The sequence below is a fragment of the Burkholderia singularis genome (genome assembly GCF_001718875.1).
Taxonomy (GTDB): Bacteria; Pseudomonadota; Gammaproteobacteria; order Burkholderiales; family Burkholderiaceae; genus Burkholderia; species Burkholderia singularis.
Genome location: NZ_CP013448.1, coordinates 474,545 through 493,311 on the forward strand (window position 1 = coordinate 474,545; position 18,767 = coordinate 493,311).

16 protein-coding genes and 1 riboswitch are annotated in these 18,767 nt (G+C 67.3%); of the genes, 14 read left to right on the forward strand and 2 right to left on the reverse strand.

Annotated features, from left to right (window positions below; translation table 11 throughout):
* From AQ611_RS02165 to metF, 14 genes are all read left to right on the forward strand, one after another.
* Positions 1 to 1,089, forward strand: coding sequence for a protein-glutamate methylesterase/protein-glutamine glutaminase (locus AQ611_RS02165; protein ID WP_176704073.1), 1,089 nt, complete (start codon positions 1 to 3; stop codon positions 1,087 to 1,089).
* A 106-nt stretch (positions 1,090 to 1,195) separates the two neighbouring features.
* Positions 1,196 to 1,591, forward strand: coding sequence for a chemotaxis response regulator CheY (cheY, locus tag AQ611_RS02170; RefSeq protein ID WP_059516180.1), 396 nt, complete (start codon positions 1,196 to 1,198; stop codon positions 1,589 to 1,591).
* Between the two features lie 61 nt (positions 1,592 to 1,652).
* Positions 1,653 to 2,357, forward strand: a complete 705-nt coding sequence (gene cheZ, locus AQ611_RS02175; protein ID WP_069235097.1) for a protein phosphatase CheZ — start codon at positions 1,653 to 1,655, stop codon at positions 2,355 to 2,357.
* Positions 2,358 to 2,575: 218 nt separating this feature from the next.
* On the forward strand, positions 2,576 to 3,091 hold the full coding sequence (locus tag AQ611_RS02180; RefSeq protein WP_069235098.1) for a DUF2844 domain-containing protein: 516 nt from the start codon (positions 2,576 to 2,578) through the stop codon (positions 3,089 to 3,091).
* A gap of 19 nt (positions 3,092 to 3,110) precedes the next feature.
* A complete protein-coding gene (locus AQ611_RS02185; RefSeq protein ID WP_069233617.1) occupies positions 3,111 to 4,448 on the forward strand; it encodes a DUF3443 domain-containing protein in 1,338 nt (445 codons plus the stop codon).
* Between the two features lie 147 nt (positions 4,449 to 4,595).
* On the forward strand, positions 4,596 to 5,096 hold the full coding sequence (locus tag AQ611_RS02190) for a VOC family protein (protein ID WP_069233618.1): 501 nt from the start codon (positions 4,596 to 4,598) through the stop codon (positions 5,094 to 5,096).
* Between the two features lie 698 nt (positions 5,097 to 5,794).
* On the forward strand, positions 5,795 to 7,084 hold the full coding sequence (gene flhB, locus AQ611_RS02195) for a flagellar biosynthesis protein FlhB (RefSeq protein WP_180978124.1): 1,290 nt from the start codon (positions 5,795 to 5,797) through the stop codon (positions 7,082 to 7,084).
* Entirely contained in the window at positions 7,081 to 9,183 is a 2,103-nt protein-coding gene (gene flhA / locus AQ611_RS02200) for a flagellar biosynthesis protein FlhA (RefSeq protein ID WP_069233619.1), read from the forward strand. Before flhB ends, flhA begins: the two co-directional genes overlap by 4 nt.
* On the forward strand, positions 9,180 to 11,276 hold the full coding sequence (flhF, locus tag AQ611_RS25300; protein WP_102720118.1) for a flagellar biosynthesis GTPase FlhF: 2,097 nt from the start codon (positions 9,180 to 9,182) through the stop codon (positions 11,274 to 11,276). Before flhA ends, flhF begins: the two co-directional genes overlap by 4 nt.
* A complete protein-coding gene (locus tag AQ611_RS02210) occupies positions 11,269 to 12,081 on the forward strand; it encodes a MinD/ParA family ATP-binding protein (RefSeq protein ID WP_069233620.1) in 813 nt (270 codons plus the stop codon). The genes flhF and AQ611_RS02210 overlap by 8 nt, the downstream gene beginning before the upstream one ends.
* 33 nt (positions 12,082 to 12,114) lie before the next feature.
* A complete protein-coding gene (locus AQ611_RS02215; protein WP_059516193.1) occupies positions 12,115 to 12,846 on the forward strand; it encodes an RNA polymerase sigma factor FliA in 732 nt (243 codons plus the stop codon).
* 71 nt (positions 12,847 to 12,917) lie between these two features.
* A riboswitch (S-adenosyl-L-homocysteine riboswitch) is annotated at positions 12,918 to 13,026 on the forward strand.
* A 34-nt stretch (positions 13,027 to 13,060) separates the two neighbouring features.
* The gene (ahcY, locus tag AQ611_RS02220) at positions 13,061 to 14,482 is read left to right on the forward strand and encodes an adenosylhomocysteinase (protein WP_069233621.1); all 1,422 of its coding nucleotides are present in this window, start codon (positions 13,061 to 13,063) and stop codon (positions 14,480 to 14,482) included.
* A 185-nt stretch (positions 14,483 to 14,667) separates the two neighbouring features.
* Positions 14,668 to 15,021, forward strand: coding sequence for a phage holin family protein (locus AQ611_RS02225; protein WP_059516197.1), 354 nt, complete (start codon positions 14,668 to 14,670; stop codon positions 15,019 to 15,021).
* 18 nt (positions 15,022 to 15,039) lie between these two features.
* Positions 15,040 to 15,870, forward strand: coding sequence for a methylenetetrahydrofolate reductase [NAD(P)H] (metF, locus tag AQ611_RS02230; RefSeq protein ID WP_069233622.1), 831 nt, complete (start codon positions 15,040 to 15,042; stop codon positions 15,868 to 15,870).
* Between the two features lie 170 nt (positions 15,871 to 16,040).
* Here the strand turns inward: metF and AQ611_RS02235 are convergent, their stop codons facing one another.
* Both AQ611_RS02235 and AQ611_RS02240 read right to left on the reverse strand, forming a co-directional pair.
* A complete protein-coding gene (locus tag AQ611_RS02235) occupies positions 16,041 to 17,549 on the reverse strand; it encodes an amidase (RefSeq protein ID WP_374755066.1) in 1,509 nt (502 codons plus the stop codon).
* Positions 17,550 to 17,671: 122 nt separating this feature from the next.
* Complete coding sequence (locus tag AQ611_RS02240) at positions 17,672 to 18,364, reverse strand: dienelactone hydrolase family protein (RefSeq protein WP_059516203.1); 693 nt, start codon at positions 18,362 to 18,364, stop codon at positions 17,672 to 17,674.
* Between the last annotated feature and the right edge of the window lie 403 nt (positions 18,365 to 18,767).

An 18,767-nucleotide genomic window follows, 5' to 3' on the forward strand; every position in this document is an offset into this window, starting at 1 on the left:
GTGCAAAAGAAAATCCGAGTGCTGTGCGTCGACGATTCGGCGCTGATCCGCAGCCTGATGACCGAGATCATCAATGGCCAGCCGGACATGGAGGTGTGTGCGACCGCGCCCGATCCGCTGGTCGCGCGCGAGTTGATCAAGCAGCACAACCCGGACGTGCTGACGCTCGATGTCGAAATGCCGCGCATGGACGGGCTCGATTTCCTCGAGAAGCTGATGCGGTTGCGGCCGATGCCGGTCGTCATGGTGTCGTCGCTGACCGAGCGCGGCTCGGAGATCACGCTGCGCGCGCTCGAGCTGGGCGCGGTGGATTTCGTCACGAAGCCGCGCGTCGGCATTCGCGACGGGATGCTCGATTACGCGGAAAAGCTCGCCGACAAGGTACGCGCGGCGTCGCGCGCGCGCGTTCGGCAACACACGCGCCCGGCCCAGGCGGCGGCCTCGGCCGGGCAGCCCGCCGGCGGCGCGCCGCTCGTGAACAACCCGCTCGTCAGTACCGAGAAGCTGATCATCGTCGGCGCGTCGACGGGCGGCACCGAGGCGATCCGCGAAGTACTCACGCCGCTGCCGCCCGACGCGCCCGCGGTGCTGATCGCGCAGCACATGCCGCCCGGCTTCACGCGCTCGTTCGCGCAGCGTCTGAACGGGCTGTGCCGGATTTCGGTGAAGGAGGCGGAGCACGGCGAGCGCGTGCTGCCGGGGCATGCGTACATCGCGCCCGGTCACGCGCACCTGCTGCTCGCGCGAAGCGGCGCGAACTATATCGCGCACTTGTCCGACGAGCCGCCCGTCAACCGCCACCGGCCGTCGGTCGATGTGCTGTTCCGCTCGGCCGCGCAGCACGCGGGCAAGAACGCGCTCGGCGTGATTCTGACCGGAATGGGGCGCGACGGCGCGGCCGGGCTTGCCGAGATGAGGAAGGCGGGCGCGTACACGTTCGCTCAGGACGAGGCGAGCTGCGTCGTATTCGGGATGCCGCGCGAGGCGATTGCGGCGGGCGGCGTCGACGACATCTCGCCGCTTGCCGATCTGAGCCGGCGCATCATGGCGCGCCTCGCGTCGATGGGCGAGCGCGTGCAGCGCGTGTAGCGCGAGCGCGCCGGGCGGCGCGCCGATCCGGCGGAGCCTGCGGCGGCGTGACCGGCATCACGGCAAAACCCCGGTCACGGAATTCGAATCTGGAAAGGAACGGAAGATGGACAAGAGCATGAAGATACTGGTGGTGGACGATTTTCCGACGATGCGTCGAATCGTGCGCAACCTGCTGAAAGAATTGGGCTATTCGAACGTCGACGAGGCGGAGGACGGCTTGGCCGGCCTCGCGCGGCTGCGCGGCGGCGGCTACGACTTCGTGATCTCCGATTGGAACATGCCGAATCTCGACGGCCTCGCGATGCTCAAGGAGATTCGCGCGGATGCGTCGCTCGCGCATCTGCCGGTGCTGATGGTGACGGCCGAATCGAAGAAGGAGAACATCATTGCGGCCGCGCAGGCGGGCGCGAGCGGCTACGTCGTGAAGCCGTTCACCGCGGCGACGCTCGACGAGAAGCTCAACAAGATCCTGGAAAAGCTGGCGAAGGCGGGGAGCTGACGTGAACGAGCCGACCCATGCGGCGCCCGCCGTCGGCGGTGCGCACGGCCAGCCGGCCGACATGACAGAAGCGGCCGGATCCACCGGCTCGATTGAGGCGGCTGATCTGGCGAGCGACCGCATCCTCGCGCGCGTCGGCCAGGTGACGCGCACCCTGCGCGATTCGATGCGCGAGCTTGGACTCGACAAGCACGTCGCGCAGGCGGCGGAAGCGGTGCCCGACGCGCGCGACCGGCTGCGCTACGTCGTCGCGATGACCGAGCAGGCGGCCGAGCGGGTGCTCACCGCGATCGAGATCGCGAAACCGGTGCAGGCGCGTCTGCAGGAGGAAGCGGCGGCGCTCGATGCGCGCTGGGCGAGGTGGTACGAGACGCCGATCGAGCGCGCGGAAGTGCGCGTCCTGATGGACGACACCCGCGCCTTCCTGCGCGCGCTGCCGCAGGCGACCGGCGCGACCAACGCGCAACTCCTCGAGATCATGCTCGCGCAGGACTTCCAGGATCTGACCGGTCAGGTCATCAAGAAGATCATGGAGATGGTCTACTTGATCGAGCAGCAATTGCTGAGCGTGCTGGTCGAGAACATCGCGCCGCAGCGGCGAGAGCAGTTTGCCGCGACGGCAGCCGCGCTTGCCGCCGAACAGGCGGGCGCGCCGGGGACGCCGGATTCGCTGCTGAACGGCCCGCAGATCAACCCGGAAGGCAAGACGGACGTCGTTCAAGACCAGGCGCAAGTTGACGATTTGCTCGCGAGCCTCGGTTTTTGACCGGAGGGCCGGCGGTATCGGTTCGTAATAAAAAACAATTATCGAGATTGCTGCCGGTAGAATTCGGCCCCGATTGGCAGGCATACTACTCTCCTCGTTCGTGGGGTCTTGCGAACTTTTATTTTCATTTCAATTGTCGATAATGGCCGAGGCGGCGGACGCGGGCCACCGTGCCGTGCGCTCACGACGAAGATCTGGATGTGAGGAGAGGCAGATTGTTGAGATTGAATCGATCAAGCCGGCTCGCCGCGATAGCGGCCGGTTTCACGGGCGCATGGCTCGTTGCAGCATTGCCCGCTCATGCGGCGCTCGGCGGCGCGCCGATCACGCCGCCCGCTGCCGACTCGGCCGCGAAAGTGCACACGTTGCAGCGCAGTACCCGCGCGGCGGGAGGCTCGGCGGCGGCGTCGGCTCAGGCCGGCTACGCGGTGCGGGAAACCACGTTCGGCTCGGGCACGGTCGTGCGCGAGTACGTGTCGACGGCGGGCACCGTGTTCGCGCTGTCGTGGCGCGGGCCCGTCGTGCCGAACCTCTCCGATCTGCTCGGCAGCTATTTCCCGCAGTACCAGGCGGGCGTGAAGGCGTCGCGCGACGCGCGCGGGCCGCGCGCGCCGGCCACGATCGAAACGAGCGGGCTCGTCGTCCACACGGGCGGCCACATGGGTGCGTTCTCCGGCCAAGCTTGGCTGCCGCAGTCGTTGCCGGCGGGTTTCTCCGCCAACGACATCCAATGATCGCGACGGAGGACGAATCTTGCGCTTCAATCACATTCTGACTCGCTGGCTCGGCGCGTTCGGCATCGCGGCGGCCACGGCCGTGCTCGTTGCCGGGTGCGGCGGCGGCGATAGCGGCAACTCGAATACGTCGGCGTCGAGCGGCTCGTCTAATTCGTCGGGTTCGTCCGGCTCGAGCGGTTCGTCCGGTTCGAACGGCGGCGCGACCAACCCGACGGGCGGCGGCTCGGCAGGCGGCGGCACGCCGCTCGCATCGAATCAGGCGGCAATCACCGTCGGTAGGGGCGTGGCGAACGTCGTCAACATGCCAACCGTCAGCGTGACCGTTTGCGCGCCCGGCACGTCGGCTTGCCAGACGATCGACAACGTGCTCGTCGACACCGCGTCATACGGGCTGCGGCTCATCGGCTCGGCCGCCACGGGCGTGCTCGGCAGCCTGCCCGTGTCCGCCGGCAGCAATGGCGGCGCGCTCGCGGAGTGCGGCCAGTTCGTGACGAGCTACACGTGGGGCACGGTGCGCACCGCCGACGTGAAGATCGCCGGCGAGCAGGCAAGCGGTTTGCCGATCCAAATCATCGGCGATCTTGGTTCGGCCGGCGTGCCGAACTCGTGTTCGAACGGCAACCCGTCGTCCAACACGGTCGCGGATCTCGGCGCGAACGGTATTCTCGGGATCGGGCCCGCGCCTTACGACTGCGGCGCGAACTGCGCGGCTTCGCCGCTCTACAGCAATTACTACGAGTGCGCGGGCGGCAATTCGAGCTGCCAGCCTGCGGCGGTGCCGCTGTCGCAGCAGGTCGCCAATCCGGTGCCGCGCTTCGCGACCGACAACAACGGTGTGAGCGTCGCGTTCACCACGCCCGCAAACGGCGTCGCCTCCGGCACGCTGACGTTCGGCATCAATACGCAGGCGAACAATGCGCTGCCGTCCAACGCGGCGGTGTTCACGTCGACGACGTCGGGCGACCTGACGGGCACGCTGCTCGGACGCATGGTCAGCACGGTGTTCTTCGATTCGGGCTCGAATGCATACTTCTTCGACACCACCAGCAGCGCCGCCGTCTCGTTGCCGACTTGCAGCAACAACGTGTCGTTCTATTGCCCGTCGAGGCTGACGGCGATTACGGCGACCGTCACCGGACTGAATGGCGCGCAAGCGTCGTTGCCGATCTTGATCGATAACGCGAACGCGCTGTTCGGCGCGAGCACCTACGCGATCGCGAATCTCGGCGGGCCGTTCGGCGGGGCGCAGACACTCGACTTCGGCCTGCCGCATTTCTTCGGCAAGACGCTGTATTTCGGCATGGATCTGCGCAGCAACGGCGGCGCGGCACCGTTCATCGCGTTCGCGTCGTGACTTGGCGCGCCCGCCGGGTAGCGCCGGCGGGCGGACGACTCGCGCTCACGGCAAAAAGGGCGCGACCGCGCCCTTTTTGCGGCGCAGCACGGAATCCGCGCGGCCAGCGCCTATCATCGTTAAGTTGTCTCGACGAGGAGAAGCGCCATGACCGCGTCCGTGCGGCGCATCACACCCTTCCTGTGGTTCGACCGCAATGCCGAGGAAGCGGTGACGTTCTACATATCCGTGTTCGACAACGCGCGAATCACGCGCGTCGCCCGGTATGACAAAGCCAGCGCGCGGGTGTCCAACCAGGAGGAAGGCGCCGTGATGACGGTTGCCTTCGAGCTGGACGGCCAAGACTTCGTCGCGCTCAATGGCGGACCGGTGTTTCAGTTCAATCCGGCCGTGTCGTTCGTCGTCAACTGCGCGACGCAGGACGAAATCGATTACTACTGGGACAAGCTGTCCGAAGGCGGCGATGCACGCGCGCAGCAATGCGGCTGGCTCAAGGATCGCTTCGGCCTGTCGTGGCAGATCGTGCCGGAGCAGTTGCCGGCGCTCGTTGCGGATGCCGATCCCGAACGCGCGGCGCGCGCGATGCAAGCGCTGATGCAGATGAAGAAAATCGATCTTGCCGCGCTGCAACGGGCGGCGGGCGGCTGAGCGGGCCGGGCGGCCGCCAGCGGCGGCATGCCCGGGCGCCAGGACGCTATCGCGCGGCCGTGTGTTCGGCAACGGCGCTGAGCGAGCGGCGTTTCATGCCGCCAGCCTGTTTCGTCTGCCGGCTTGACCCGCACGCCCAACCCGTCGGCTTAACCGGTCCGTCCCATCTGTCCGTTCACTCCGCCAAGCTCGTCGAGCATGCCGCCGGGCGTGTGCATCTCGTGTAGTCAGACACGGGGCCGCCGAACGCGCAGCGTTGTTCATATCGCTCTGCGTTGTGCCGGGTGTAGTCCGAACATGCCGCCGGACGCGTGCCGTCTCGCGCCTCATCTCTAGACCAACAGGCTCGCCGATCACGCGGCGTTGCCCATACCGCCCTGCGTTTGCCGCGCGCAATCCGCGGGACGCCGCCCATCGCGCATGCGCTCCGCCCCTCTCGCCGCACGCCCCGTCGATCGCCCACCCAGGGATGCATGCCGGTAGCGCCGGTCTGCCGGACCGATCCGCCGAGCGTGGCGCCCCGTCGGCCGGATTAGCGCCGGCACATTTCGTCGATTGCATGCCGCCGCGCCCGTTTTCCCGATCCGGAGAAATACCCCCGTTTCCCTGCTTTGCTCGACCGATCGCCGATTGACGCGCGCGGGAATAATCGTCGTCACTGGCAAGCGGCAGCCCGCCGCGCCCGCATGGAGGCCCGCGTGGCAGAGGACAGCGATCTCGACCGGACAGAAGCCGCCACCCCGAAACGCCGCGAGAAAGCGCGCGACGAAGGGCAGGTCGCGCGTTCGCGCGAGCTGGCGTCGTTCGCGCTGCTGTCGGCGGGCTTTTACGGCGCGTGGCTGCTCGCGGCGCCGATCGGCGCGCACCTGTGCACGATGCTCGCGGCGGCATTCTCGTTCGACCGCGCCCGCGCGTTCGACACCAGCCGCATGCTTGCCGATGCCGGCCGCGCGGGCGCCGAAGGGCTGTACGCGCTTGCGCCGGTGCTCGCGTTGACGGGCATCGCCGCGCTCGCCGCGCCGCTCGCGCTCGGCGGCTGGCTGATATCGACGAAGACCTTCGAGCCGAAGCTCGAACGGCTGAATCCGCTGGCGGGCCTCGGCCGCATTTTTTCGATGCGCGGCCTGATCCAGCTTGGAATGGCGATCGCGAAAACGCTCGTTGTCGGCGTGATCGGCGGTGTCGCGATCTGGCGTGCGAAAGACGATCTGCTCGGTCTCGTGTCGCAGCCGCTCGTGCAGGCGCTGGCCGACGCGCTGCACCTCGTCGCCGTGTGCTGCGGGATGACGGTTGCGGGGATGCTCGTCGTCGCGGGCCTCGATGTGCCGTACCAACTTTGGCAGCACGACAAAAAGTTGCGGATGACGAAGGAAGAGGTGAAGCGCGAGCATCGCGAAAACGAGGGCGATCCGCATGTGAAGGGGCGAATCCGTCAGCAGCAGCGCGCGCTGGCGCGCCGCCGGATGATGGCGAACGTGCCGACGGCCGACGTCGTGGTCACGAACCCGACGCATTTCGCGGTCGCGCTCAAATACACGGATGGCGAGATGCGCGCGCCGAAGGTGGTCGCGAAAGGCGTGAATCTCGTCGCCGCGCGGATTCGCGAGCTGGCGGCCGAGCACCGCGTGCCGCTGCTCGAAGCGCCGCCGCTCGCGCGTGCGCTCTATCACCACGTCGAACTCGAACGCGAGATTCCGGGCGCGCTCTATGCGGCCGTCGCGGAAGTGCTTGCGTGGGTGTATCAACTGAAGCGCTTTCATGCACAAGGCGGCGAGGCGCCCGCGATGCCGGTCGATCTCGACGTGCCCGCCGAACTCGACAAGGGCGCGCGCGTGGCGTCCGAAGACGAGCGCGAGGAGGCCGAAGATGCGCTCGGCGGCGCGGGCGGCGATCATGGGCGCGGCATGCGCCGTATGGCCGGCGATGAAAGCCACGCAGGCCGGGAAAACCGCAACCGTCGCGACGGCGACGCCGCAGGCGCGGCATGAGCACGCCGGCCACTTTCCTCTCGAAGCGTCCGCAGCTACTCGCGGGTACGAACCTGCGCGCGCTCGCGGGTCCGGTGCTCATCTGCATGATCCTCGCGATGATGATCCTGCCGCTGCCGCCGCTGCTGCTCGATCTGCTGTTCACGTTCAATATCGCGCTGTCGGTGATGGTGCTGCTCGTCAGCATGTACACGATGAAACCGCTCGATTTCGCGGCATTTCCGAGCGTGCTGCTGTTCTCGACGCTGCTCAGGCTGTCGCTGAACGTCGCGTCGACGCGCATCGTGCTGCTCGAGGGTCACACCGGCCCGGACGCGGCCGGCCAGGTGATCGAGGCGTTCGGCCATTTTCTCGTCGGCGGCAACTTCGCGGTCGGCATTGTCGTGTTCGTGATCCTGATGATCATCAACTTCATGGTGATCACGAAAGGCGCGGGGCGGATCGCCGAGGTGTCCGCACGTTTCACGCTCGACGCGATGCCCGGCAAGCAGATGGCGATCGACGCCGATCTGAATGCCGGCCTCGTCAACGAGGAGCAGGCGAAAAAGCGCCGTCAGGCGGTGGCGCAGGAGGCGGAGTTCTACGGCTCGATGGACGGCGCGTCGAAGTTCGTGCGCGGCGATGCGATCGCGGGCCTCATCATCATGGCGATCAACGTGATCGGCGGGCTCATCGTCGGAATCGCCCAGCACGACATGAGCTTCGCGGCGGCGGGCAAGAACTACACGCTGCTGACGATCGGCGACGGCCTCGTCGCGCAGATTCCGTCGCTCGTGATCTCGACCGCGGCGGGCGTGATCGTGTCGCGCGTCGCGACCGACCAGGACATCGGCACGCAACTCACGACGCAACTTTTCACCAACCCGCGCGTGCTCGCGATCACCGGCTCGATCATCGTGCTGATGGGGCTGATTCCGAACATGCCGCATGCCGCATTCCTGCTGCTCGGCGGCGGCGCGCTCGCACTCGCGCGGACCATGGCCCGGCGCGAAGCCGCGAAGCGCGCGGCCGGCGCGATCGCCGACATCGCCCCGCCCGCCGCGCTGCCGGCCGACAGCCACGAAGCGAGCTGGGAGGACGTGACGTTGATCGACCCGCTCGGGCTGGAGGTCGGTTACCGGCTGATTCCGCTCGTCGACAAGCATGGCGACGGCGAGCTGCTCAAGCGCATCAAGAGCATCCGCAAGAAATTCGCTCAGGAAATCGGCTTCTTGCCGCCCGTCATCCATATCCGCGACAACCTCGAACTGCGGCCGAACGCATACCGGATCGCGTTGAAGGGCGTCGAGGTCGGCGTTGGCGAAGCGTATCCGGGGCAGTGGCTCGCGATCAATCCGGGGCAGGTGACGGCCGCGCTGCCCGGCGCGCCGACGCAGGACCCGGCGTTCGGCCTGCCTGCCGTGTGGATCGATACGTCGCTGCGCGAGCAGGCGCAGGTGTACGGCTATACGGTCGTCGACGCGAGCACGGTCGTCGCCACGCACCTGAATCACCTCGTCGTCCAGCACGCGGCCGAGCTGCTTGGCCGGCAGGAAGTGCAGGCGCTCATCGAGCGCACCGGGCGCGACGCGCCGTCGCTCGTCGAGGATCTGGTGCCGAAGACGGTGTCGCTGACGACGTTGCAAAAAGTGCTGCAAAACCTGCTCGACGAAGGTGTGCCGATCCGCGACATGCGCACGATCATCGAGGCATTGTCCGAGCAGGCCGGCCGCCTCACCGATCCCTACGACCTCACCGCCGCGGTACGGCTCGCGCTTGGCCGCGCGATCACGCAGCAATGGTATCCAGGCTCGGGCGAGATGCAGGTGATGGGGCTCGACGCCAATCTCGAGCGCGTGCTGTCGCAGGCGCTCGCGACCGGCCCGAATCCGGGCCTCGAGCCGGGGCTCGCGCACACGTTGCTCGTTGGCACGCAGGACGCGATGCTGCGCCAGCAGAACATGGGGCTGCCGCCCGTGCTGCTGGTCCAGCACGCGCTGCGCGCGATGCTCGCGCGCTTTCTGCGGCGCAGCCTGCCGCAATTGAAGGTGCTGTCCTACGCCGAAGTGCCGGACACGCGCGCGATCAAGGTCATGAACGTCATCGGGAGTAGCGCTTGAACATTCGCAAATTCATTGGTCCGACGAGCCGCGATGCGCTGCGCCTCGTGCGCGAGGCGATGGGCGCCGACGCCGCGGTGTTGTCCAACAAGACGCTCGAAGACGGCCGCGTCGAGATCGTCGCGGTGCCCGCCGACGAACTCGCGGAAATTTCGGCGCGCCGTCCCGCTGGCGACGAGGCACACGGCGGCGCGCAGGCGCAGCAGCAGGCGCGCGTGCGCGCGGCGGGGCCGCGGCCCGTGCAGACGGCGGGCCCGGCGCCTGTGTCCGGCGCGCCGGCGGCATTGCAGGCGGCGTCGGGAAGCGCCGCGCCTTTTGCGATGTCGGCCTCGGCTGCCGCACTGCCGGGGCTGGGCGCGGCGGCTGCGTCGGCGCCGCGCATCGCGGCGAATTCGAATCCGTATGCGACGGGCGGGCTGCCGGACGTGTTTTCATCGGTGTTCGGCGCGAGCGCCGACCTGTCGGCCGATGCGATAACCGACATCGCCGCAGGAATCGGCGCGCACGCGTTCCAGTCTGCCGCTGCGGACGGCGCGACAAGCGACGGCAGCCCCGTCGCGAATGCGTGCTCGGCAGCCGACGACCGATTCGCAGCCGATGGCCGATTGGTTGCCGATGGCCGCGGCGTTGCGGATAGCCGGTCTGCAACCGGCGAACGGCCTGCTGCCGACGCGCGATTTGCCGTCCGTGGCCGACTGGCCGCCGATGCCTCGCTTGCCAACGACGGCCAAGCCGTCGCCGACACCCCGCCCGCAGCGGCCGCCGCGCCCGCCGCCGCGCCGTCCGAACCGGCACCGTGGCTCGTCGAGCACGCGAAGCGGCTGACGCAACAGCTGGCCAAGCACGAGAAGCCGTCCAGCACGGGCACAGGCCCGCGCGCAGCGACGACAGGCGCCGCCGCGTCGCGTGAATCGCTTGCGTCGGCGGGCGAGCCGCCCGTCTGGGCGCGCGACATCGTGCGCAACGTCGCGCGCCGGATGCCGGCCGCGGCCGGTGCGTCCGTGCCGAAATCGAAGCCAGCCGGCCTGCACGAGCCGCACGATACGGCGCTCAGCGTCGCGGATGCGGTGAACGCGCGGCTCGAGCGCGTCGTCAACGATACCGTGATGCAGGCGCTCGGTTCGCTGCGCGAGCGAATGGACGAACAGTTCGCGGGCCTTGCATGGAACGAGCGCCAGCGCCGCAGCCCGGTGCACGGCGCGCTGACCAAGCGGCTCATCGCGGCGGGGTTCTCCGCGCAGCTCGCACGCACCGTCGTCGACCATCTGCCGGAAGGCGGCAGCCTCGGCACGCTCGACGCGGCGACCGACTGGGCGCAATCGGTGCTCGCGGCGAACCTGCCGGTGCTCGACAGCGAGGATGCGCTGATGGAACGCGGCGGCGTATTCGCGCTGATGGGGCCGACGGGCGTCGGCAAGACGACCACCACCGCGAAGCTCGCCGCGCGTTGCGTGATGCGCTTCGGCGCGAGCAAGGTCGCCCTGCTGACGACCGACAGCTACCGGATCGGCGGCCACGAACAACTGCGGATCTTCGGCCGGATTCTCGGCGTGCCGGTGCATGCGGTGAAGGACGGCGGCGATCTGCAGCTCGCGCTCGCGGAGTTGCGCAACAAGCACATGGTGCTGATCGATACGATCGGCATGAGCCAGCGCGACCGCGCGGTATCCGACCAGATCGCGATGCTGCACGGCGCGGATACGCCGGTGCAGCGCCTGCTGCTGCTCAACGCGACGAGTCACGGCGATACGCTCAACGAAGTCGTTCACGCTTACCGCCGCGCGGCCGGCCGGCCTGATGCCGCCGCGCCGGATCTCGCCGGCTGCATCCTGACGAAGCTCGACGAGGCAAGCAACCTGGGCGGCGCGCTCGACACGGTGATCCGCTACAAGCTGCCGGTGCATTACGTATCGACTGGCCAGAAGGTGCCGGAGAACCTGTATGTCGCGACGAAAAAATTCCTGCTGAAGAGCGCATTCTGCGCACCGCGCGACGATTCGCCGTTCGTGCCCGGCGACGACGACCTGCCGGCGATGTTGAGCGCGTTGAGCGCGCGCGCCGGCGCCGAGCCGCATGAGGTCCGCTTTGGATAAGCGGATCGCCGACCAGGCCGAGGGGCTGCGGCGCCTGCTCGCGCAGCGCGGCGCGCGGCTCGTCGTGGTGACGGGCGGGCCGTCTGGCATCGGCTGCACGTCGGCGGTCGCGAACCTTGCCGCTGCGCTCGCCGCGCTCGGCAAGGACGTGCTCGTCGTCGACGAGCGCGCGAACGTCCGCTCGATCGCGGCAACGCTGTGCGGCTCGTGGTTGCGCGACGGCGAGCCGGTGCGGCACGAACTCGGGTTTTCGGTCTGCGCGGCATCGCGGCTGGCGCGCGACGGCTACAGCGGCGCACAGCGCGATGCGCTCGCCGACGGCGCCGCCGACGTCGTGCTGATCGACGCGCAGCCCGATGCGGACGGCGCGCTGTCGATGCTCGCGCGCGACGCGCATGACGTGATCGTCGTCACGCGCGTATCGGCATCGGCGATCACCGAAGCTTACGCGCGGATGAAGCGGCTGCATTACGCGCACGCATTTGCGCAATTCCGCGTACTGATCAACCACGTGCACAGCGCCGCCGACGCGCGGGCCGCCTACGAAAACCTCGCGGGCGTCGCGGGCCGCTATTTGCAGGTGTCGCTCGCGGATGCCGGGTGCGTTGCCGCCGATCCGCTGATCGAGCGCGCCCGTTCGCTTGCGCGCACCGTCGTCGATGCGTTTCCGTCGGCCGCCGCCGCGCGCGACTACCGGCGCATCGCCGCCGATCTGCTGTATTGGCCGATGCGCGCCACACCGGGCGCGGGGCGCGGCCGCACGGGCAATCCGGCGCTCGGGCACGGCGCGGCGCGGGCCGCCTGAACGCCACGAATGCCACGACGAACAGAGGCCACGATGTACAACGCTCAAGGAAAGATTTCCCAAGACGAAGTGCTGACGCAATATGCGCCGCTCGTGCGGCGTCTCGGATTGCAGCTCGTCGCGAAAATGCCGGCGAGCGTGGATCTCGACGACCTGATTCAGGCCGGAATGATCGGCCTGCTCGACGCGGCGGGCCGCTACAAGGAAGATCAGGGCGCGCAGTTTGAAACTTACGCCACGCAGCGCATCCGAGGCGCGATGCTCGACGAGCTGCGCAGCAACGATTGGCTGCCGCGCAGTCTGCGCAAGACGTCGCGCGAGGTCGAGCAGGCGGTGCATCAGGTCGAGCAGCGGCTTGGGCGGGCGGCACACGAAACCGAAATCGCCGCGCACCTGCAGATGCCGCTCGCCGAGTATCAGGCGATGCTGCAGGATCTGCACGGCAGCCAGCTCATCTACTACGAGGATTTCGACCGCTGCGCCGACGACGAACCGTTCCTCGACCGCTATCGTGCCGATCACGCCGATCCGCTCGCCGCGCTGCTCGACGATCATTTGCGCGGCGCGCTCGTCGATGCGATCGACAATCTGCCGGAGCGCGAGAAGCTGCTGATGTCGCTGTACTACGAGCGCGGGCTGAATCTGCGCGAGATCGGCGCGGTGCTGGAGGTCAGCGAGTCGCGCGTGTGCCAGTTGCATAGCCAGGCGGTCGCGCGGCTCAGAGCGAAGCTGCGCGAGCAGGCGTGGGTGGCCGCCGAAGGCTGAGCGGCCGGTCTTCGCGCGCGCTTGCCGCGCGCGGCGGAAAAATCCATCTCGATTTGCTACAATCCTTTCCTGTTTCCGAGGAGCGTTGCGACGGGCACGGCCCGCCAGGCTCGGAAACGGTCAACCAGGCGGTTTGGCATCGTCATTGCCGGCCGCTTACTTGAACGGCGCTCACGTCACAATTTTCTAGAACTTTTTTAGAAAGGAGGGCGTGATGAACGCCGCTGTCATCGATTCCCATTCCGCACAGGATTACGTCGTCGCCGATATCTCGCTTGCCGGCTGGGGCCGCAAGGAGCTGAACATCGCCGAGACCGAAATGCCCGGCCTCGTGCAGATCCGCGACGAATACAAGGCGCAGCAGCCGCTGAAGGGCGCGCGCATCGCCGGCTCGCTGCACATGACGATCCAAACGGGCGTGCTGATCGAAACGCTGAAGGCGCTGGGCGCCGAAGTCCGCTGGGCATCGTGCAACATTTTCTCGACGCAGGATCACGCGGCCGCCGCGATCGCCGAATCGGGCACGCCGGTGTTCGCGTTCAAGGGCGAATCGCTCGACGAATACTGGGAATTCACGCACCGCATCTTCGAATGGCCGAACGGCGAGTTCGCGAACATGATTCTCGACGACGGCGGCGATGCCACGTTGCTGCTGATCCTCGGCGCGAAAGCAGAGAAGGACCGCTCGGCGATCGCGAAGCCCACCAACGAGGAGGAAGTCGCGCTCTACAAGGCGATCGCGCGCCATCTCGACATCGACGGCACGTGGTACTCGAAGCGCCTCGCGCACATCAAGGGCGTGACCGAAGAGACCACGACGGGCGTGCATCGCCTGTACCAGATGGAAAAGGACGGCCGTCTGCCGTTCCCGGCGTTCAATGTGAACGACTCGGTGACGAAATCGAAGTTCGACAATCTGTACGGCTGCCGCGAATCGCTCGTCGACGGCATCAAGCGCGCGACCGACGTGATGATCGCGGGCAAGATCGCGCTCGTCGCGGGCTACGGCGACGTCGGCAAGGGCTGCGCGCAGTCGCTGCGCGGCCTGGGCGCCACCGTTTGGGTCACCGAGATCGATCCGATCTGCGCGCTGCAGGCGGCGATGGAAGGCTACCGCGTCGTGACGATGGAATACGCGGCCGACAAGGCCGACATCTTCGTGACGGCGACCGGCAACTATCACGTGATCAACCACGATCACATGAAGGCGATGCGCCATAACGCGATCGTCTGCAACATCGGTCACTTCGATTCGGAAATCGACGTCGCGTCGACTCGTCAGTACCAGTGGGAAAACATTAAGCCGCAGGTCGACCACATCATCTTCCCGGACGGCAAGCGCGTGATCCTGCTGGCCGAAGGCCGTCTCGTGAACCTCGGCTGCGCGACGGGCCACCCGTCATTCGTGATGTCGAACTCGTTCACGAACCAGACGCTCGCGCAAATCGAATTGTTCACGCGCGGCGCCGAGTACGAGAACAAGGTGTACGTGTTGCCGAAGCACCTCGACGAGAAGGTCGCGCGCCTGCATCTCGCGCGGATCGGCGCGCAACTCTCGGAGCTGTCCGAAGAACAGGCGGCATATATCGGCGTGCCGAAGGCGGGCCCGTTCAAGCCGGATCACTATCGCTACTGATCCCGCACGGGCGCCGTCCGTACCCGGCGCGCAGGCACCGGGCGGCGAGCCGCCCGGCATGTGCCGCGCATGTCGTTGCGCATGCGCGGCACATGCCGGACGCGCCGCTCGGCGCCCCGCGCGTTTTCCGTCATCGGGGAGCGAACGCGCACGGCCCGATCGCCTTACGCTAGGAGCTTTGTTACATGACCGTTATCCTGACCTGGATCATCAACGCGCTCGCGCTTTTGAGCATCACGTATCTGGTGCCGTCGATCCACATCAAGAGCTTCGGCACGGCGCTCATCGTCGCGGTCGTGCTGGGGCTCATCAATGCGGTCATCCGGCCGCTTCTGATCCTGCTCACGTTGCCAGTGACCGTGCTGACGCTCGGCTTGTTCATCCTCGTCGTGAACGCGCTGTGCTTCTGGTTAGCGGCATCGCTGCTCAAGGGCTTCGAGGTGTCGGGGTTCTGGTCTGCGTTCTTCGGCTCGATCTTGTACAGCATCGTGTCGTGGCTGCTGTCCGCTCTCGTCTTCGGCCAGCGCAGCATCGGCTGACCGTTGGGCTTATCCATCATGAACCCGATCGAACTTTCCTTCGAATTCTTTCCGCCCAAGACAGCGCAAGGCGTCGACAAGCTGCGCACGACATGCGCGCAGCTCGCGCCGCTTGCGCCGAAATTCGTGTCCGTCACGTTCGGCGCCGGCGGCTCGACGCAGCAAGGCACGCTCGACACCGTGCTCGACATGCAGAAGGCGGGGCTCGAAGCCGCGCCGCATCTGTCGTGTATCGGCTCGTCGAAGGACAGCTTGCGCGCGATTCTTGACCAATATCGCTCGCATGGCATTCGCCACATCGTTGCGCTGCGCGGTGACTTGCCGTCGGGCATGGGCGAGGTCGGTGAGCTGCGTTACGCGTCCGAACTCGTCAGTTTCATCCGCGCGGAGCATGGCGACTGGTTTCGGATCGAAGTCGCCGCATATCCGGAGTACCACCCGCAGGCCCGTTCGCCGAAGGCCGATCTCGAGAACTTCGTGCGTAAGGTGAAGGCGGGCGCGAACGCGGCGATCACGCAGTATTTCTATAACGCGGACGCCTACTTCCGTTTCGTCGACGATGCGGCGAAGCTCGGCGCCGACGTGCCGATCGTGCCGGGCATCATGCCGATCACGAATTTCTCGCAACTGGTGCGTTTCTCCGAGATGTGCGGCGCGGAAGTGCCGCGCTGGATCGCACGCCGGCTCGAGAGTTTCGGTGACGATAAGGAATCGATTCGCGCGTTCGGCACCGACGTCGTTGCCGGGTTGTGCCGGCGGCTGGTCGACGCGGGCGTCCCCGGGCTGCATTTCTACACGCTGAACGGCGCGGCGGCGACCAAAGCGGTCTGCGAGCGGCTCGGCTTCTGAGTTTGCGGGGCGGCGGCCACAGCCCCCTGTTGTGCATCCGCAATGACGAGGCGAAACCAGCCGGTTTCGCCTCTTTTTTTACATGTGAGCGGAAGACGGCACGCCGCACGCGCATTGCCGCGCGGCGCGGGCGGGTGCGCGGCCTGCCGCTGCTTACCGCCGTCGCGGCCTTAAGGCTGCGCGCGCGCGAGCGGCGGCCGCTTGTCGAACCAGGGCCGCGCGAGTTCGAGCTGATGCGCCAGCGCGAACAGGCGCGCATCGTCGCCATGCCGCGCGACGAACTGCACGCCGACCGGCAGCCCGCGCGGCGTCCAGTAAAGCGGCACCGACATCGCCGGCTGCCCGGTCAGATTGAAAAGCTCGGTACAACCCGCCCACGCGAATGCCTTTCGTGACGTTTGTACCAGCATCTGCTTCAGCAGCGGCTTCACCGGCAGCATGCCGACCGCTTTCATCTGCGCGGTTTCGACCGGCGTCGGCAACAGCTCGCCGATCTTGACGGGCGGCCCGGCCAGGGTTGCGCACAGAATCACGTCGTAGCGTGAGACGACGCCCGCCACGCGCGCCGTGATCTGCCGCTGCAGTTCGAGCGCGCGCGGCAATTGCTCGCGTGCGAACCGGCGGCCGACCTGAGCCATCGCCCAGGTCGCCGGTTCGAACTCGGCGCGCTTGGGCTTGCGCCCCGTCATCTGCTGCGCGTCGAGTACGGCTGCTTCAGCGAAGGTGGCCCATAGCGTAAGGAATACCTCGCCGATCTGCTCGAAATCGATATTGAACGACGCCGGTTCGACGATATGGCCGAGCGACGCGGCGAGCTTGGCCGCGTCGTCGAGCGCGTCGCGCACGTCGGGGGAGAGCGCGGGGGCAAGCATCGGGTCGGTGATGTAGCCGATCTTGAGCGAGGCGGGCGGCGTGTTAAGCGCATCGAGATAGGCGCCGCCGTACACGGCGGCATCGCCCGACACGGCCCGGCCTGACGCGGCCCGGCCTGACGCGGCCCGGCCTGACGTCACGTCGAGCAGGAACGCGCTGTCGCGCACGCTGCGCGAAATCGCATGTTCGACGACGAGATTGCCCGGCGTGGCCCGGAGCGCGGCGGCCGGATCGTGCGATGGTTTGAAGCCGAACAGCCCGCAGCATGACGCGGGAATCCGGATCGAGCCGCCGCCGTCGGACGCATGGGCGAGCGGCACGATGCCGGCGGCGACCGCCGCCGCCGCTCCGCCGCTCGAACCGCCCGGCGTGTGATCGAGACTCCACGGATTGCGGCATGCGCCGAAGAGTGCGGACTCGGTGTACGGCACCTGTCCGCACTCGGACGTGTTGGTCTTGCCGAAGATGTTGAACCCGGCGGCCTTCGTGCGGGCGATGAGCGGCGAATCCTCGGTGGGCACGTAATGACGGTAATGCCGGCTGCCCATCGACAGCGGCAGCCCGGCCACCGCGGCGCCGAGATCCTTGACGAGATACGGAACACCGGCGAACGGCCCGAGCAGCGCGCCCTGTGCCGCGCGCTCGCGCGCGGCCGCATAGTCGCTCAGTACGATTGCGTTGAGTGCCGGATTCAACGCGTCGGCGCGGTCGATTGCGGCATCGAGCAGTTCACGTGCGCTGACTTCGCGTCGAGCGACGAGCTGCGCGAGCCCGATTGCGTCATGTGACAGATAGTCGGCCAGCAAGGCGATCCCCCGTGTGGTCGAACGCGGCGAACGGTGCGATCCGACGCCGGGCGCAGGCGCGCGGAATGCATGCTCGCCGATTTCGTGGTGATGGCTTATGGTGATTTCATCGAAGCGACAGATTACAGATGCTCGGCGAGAAAAGTCAGCGTGCGGCCGTGCGCCAATGCCGCGGCGCGCTGATCATACGAAGCGCGCTCGGCGCAGTTGAAGCCGTGCTGCGCGTGCGGATACAGATGAAACTCGGCATTCGCGCGGCCGGTGAACGCGGCTTTGACCTTATCGACGGCCTCGAGCGGGATCGACGTATCGTGGCCCGCGTAGTGAAAGAGAATGGGCTGCGCGATTTTCGCGGCGGCATCGACGTGATTTTGGATGCCGCCGCCGTAATAGGCGACTGCGACGTCGACGTGCTGCTGCGACGCGGCGAGATACGCGAGGCGGCCGCCGAAGCAGTAGCCGATCGCGGCGAGCTTGCCTTCGACCTCGGGCCGTGCGCGCAATGCCGCAGCGGCTGCGCCGACGTCGGCGACGGCTTGCGCGACGTTGGTTTTTTGCAGCAGCTCGATGCCTCGGTCGCGGTCCGCGCCTTCATAGCCCAGCTCGACGCGGGGTTGCGTGCGCCAGAACACGTCGGGGGCGAGCGCGACGTAGCCATCGGCCGCATATTGGTCGGCGACCGACCGGATGTGGCTGTTGACGCCGAAGATTTCCTGGATGATGACGATGGCCGGGCCCTTGCCGCGCCTGGGCAGCGAGAGATAGCCGCCGAACGTATCGTTGCCTGCGGGGATATCGATCCATTGTGACGCCATGCTGAATCTCCTGTGTGTCGACGGGAGTTAGCGCTTTAGCGCTTACTCCCGTCCCATGCCGTGATTGGCTGGAGTGATGCTTCAGCAGCTACTCCAGCCTCACGGCGGTCGACGGGAGTTAGCGCTTTAGCGCTTACTCCCGTCCCATGCCGTGATTGGCTGGAGTGGTGCTTCAGCAGCTACTCCAGCCTCACGGCGGTCGACGGGAATTGGCGCTTTAGCGCTTACTCCCGTCCCATGCCGTGATTGGCTGGAGTGGTGCTTCAGCAGCTACCCCAGTCCTACGGCGGTCGACGGGAGTTAACGCTTCAGCGCCAACTCCCATCCCGTGCTCTCCCGCTCTTCCGTCTCCGGCCAGAACCGGCCACGTCCCGCGGGTCGGAAAACGGCGAGCCAGTGTGCC

Bases quoted from the DNA above. Each gene is read 5' to 3' on its own strand.
- cheY (WP_059516180.1), top strand. From the start codon at position 1,196: ATGGACAAGAGCATGAAGATACTGGTGGTGGACGATTTTCCGACGATG.
- cheZ (WP_069235097.1), top strand. From the start codon at position 1,653: ATGACAGAAGCGGCCGGATCCACCGGCTCGATTGAGGCGGCTGATCTG.
- AQ611_RS02190 (WP_069233618.1), top strand. From the start codon at position 4,596: ATGACCGCGTCCGTGCGGCGCATCACACCCTTCCTGTGGTTCGACCGC.
- AQ611_RS02225 (WP_059516197.1), top strand. From the start codon at position 14,668: ATGACCGTTATCCTGACCTGGATCATCAACGCGCTCGCGCTTTTGAGC.
- metF (WP_069233622.1), top strand. From the start codon at position 15,040: ATGAACCCGATCGAACTTTCCTTCGAATTCTTTCCGCCCAAGACAGCG.
- ahcY (WP_069233621.1), top strand. From the start codon at position 13,061: ATGAACGCCGCTGTCATCGATTCCCATTCCGCACAGGATTACGTCGTC.
- AQ611_RS02215 (WP_059516193.1), top strand. From the start codon at position 12,115: ATGTACAACGCTCAAGGAAAGATTTCCCAAGACGAAGTGCTGACGCAA.
- AQ611_RS02240 (WP_059516203.1), bottom strand. From the start codon at position 18,364: ATGGCGTCACAATGGATCGATATCCCCGCAGGCAACGATACGTTCGGC.
- flhA (WP_069233619.1), top strand. From the start codon at position 7,081: ATGAGCACGCCGGCCACTTTCCTCTCGAAGCGTCCGCAGCTACTCGCG.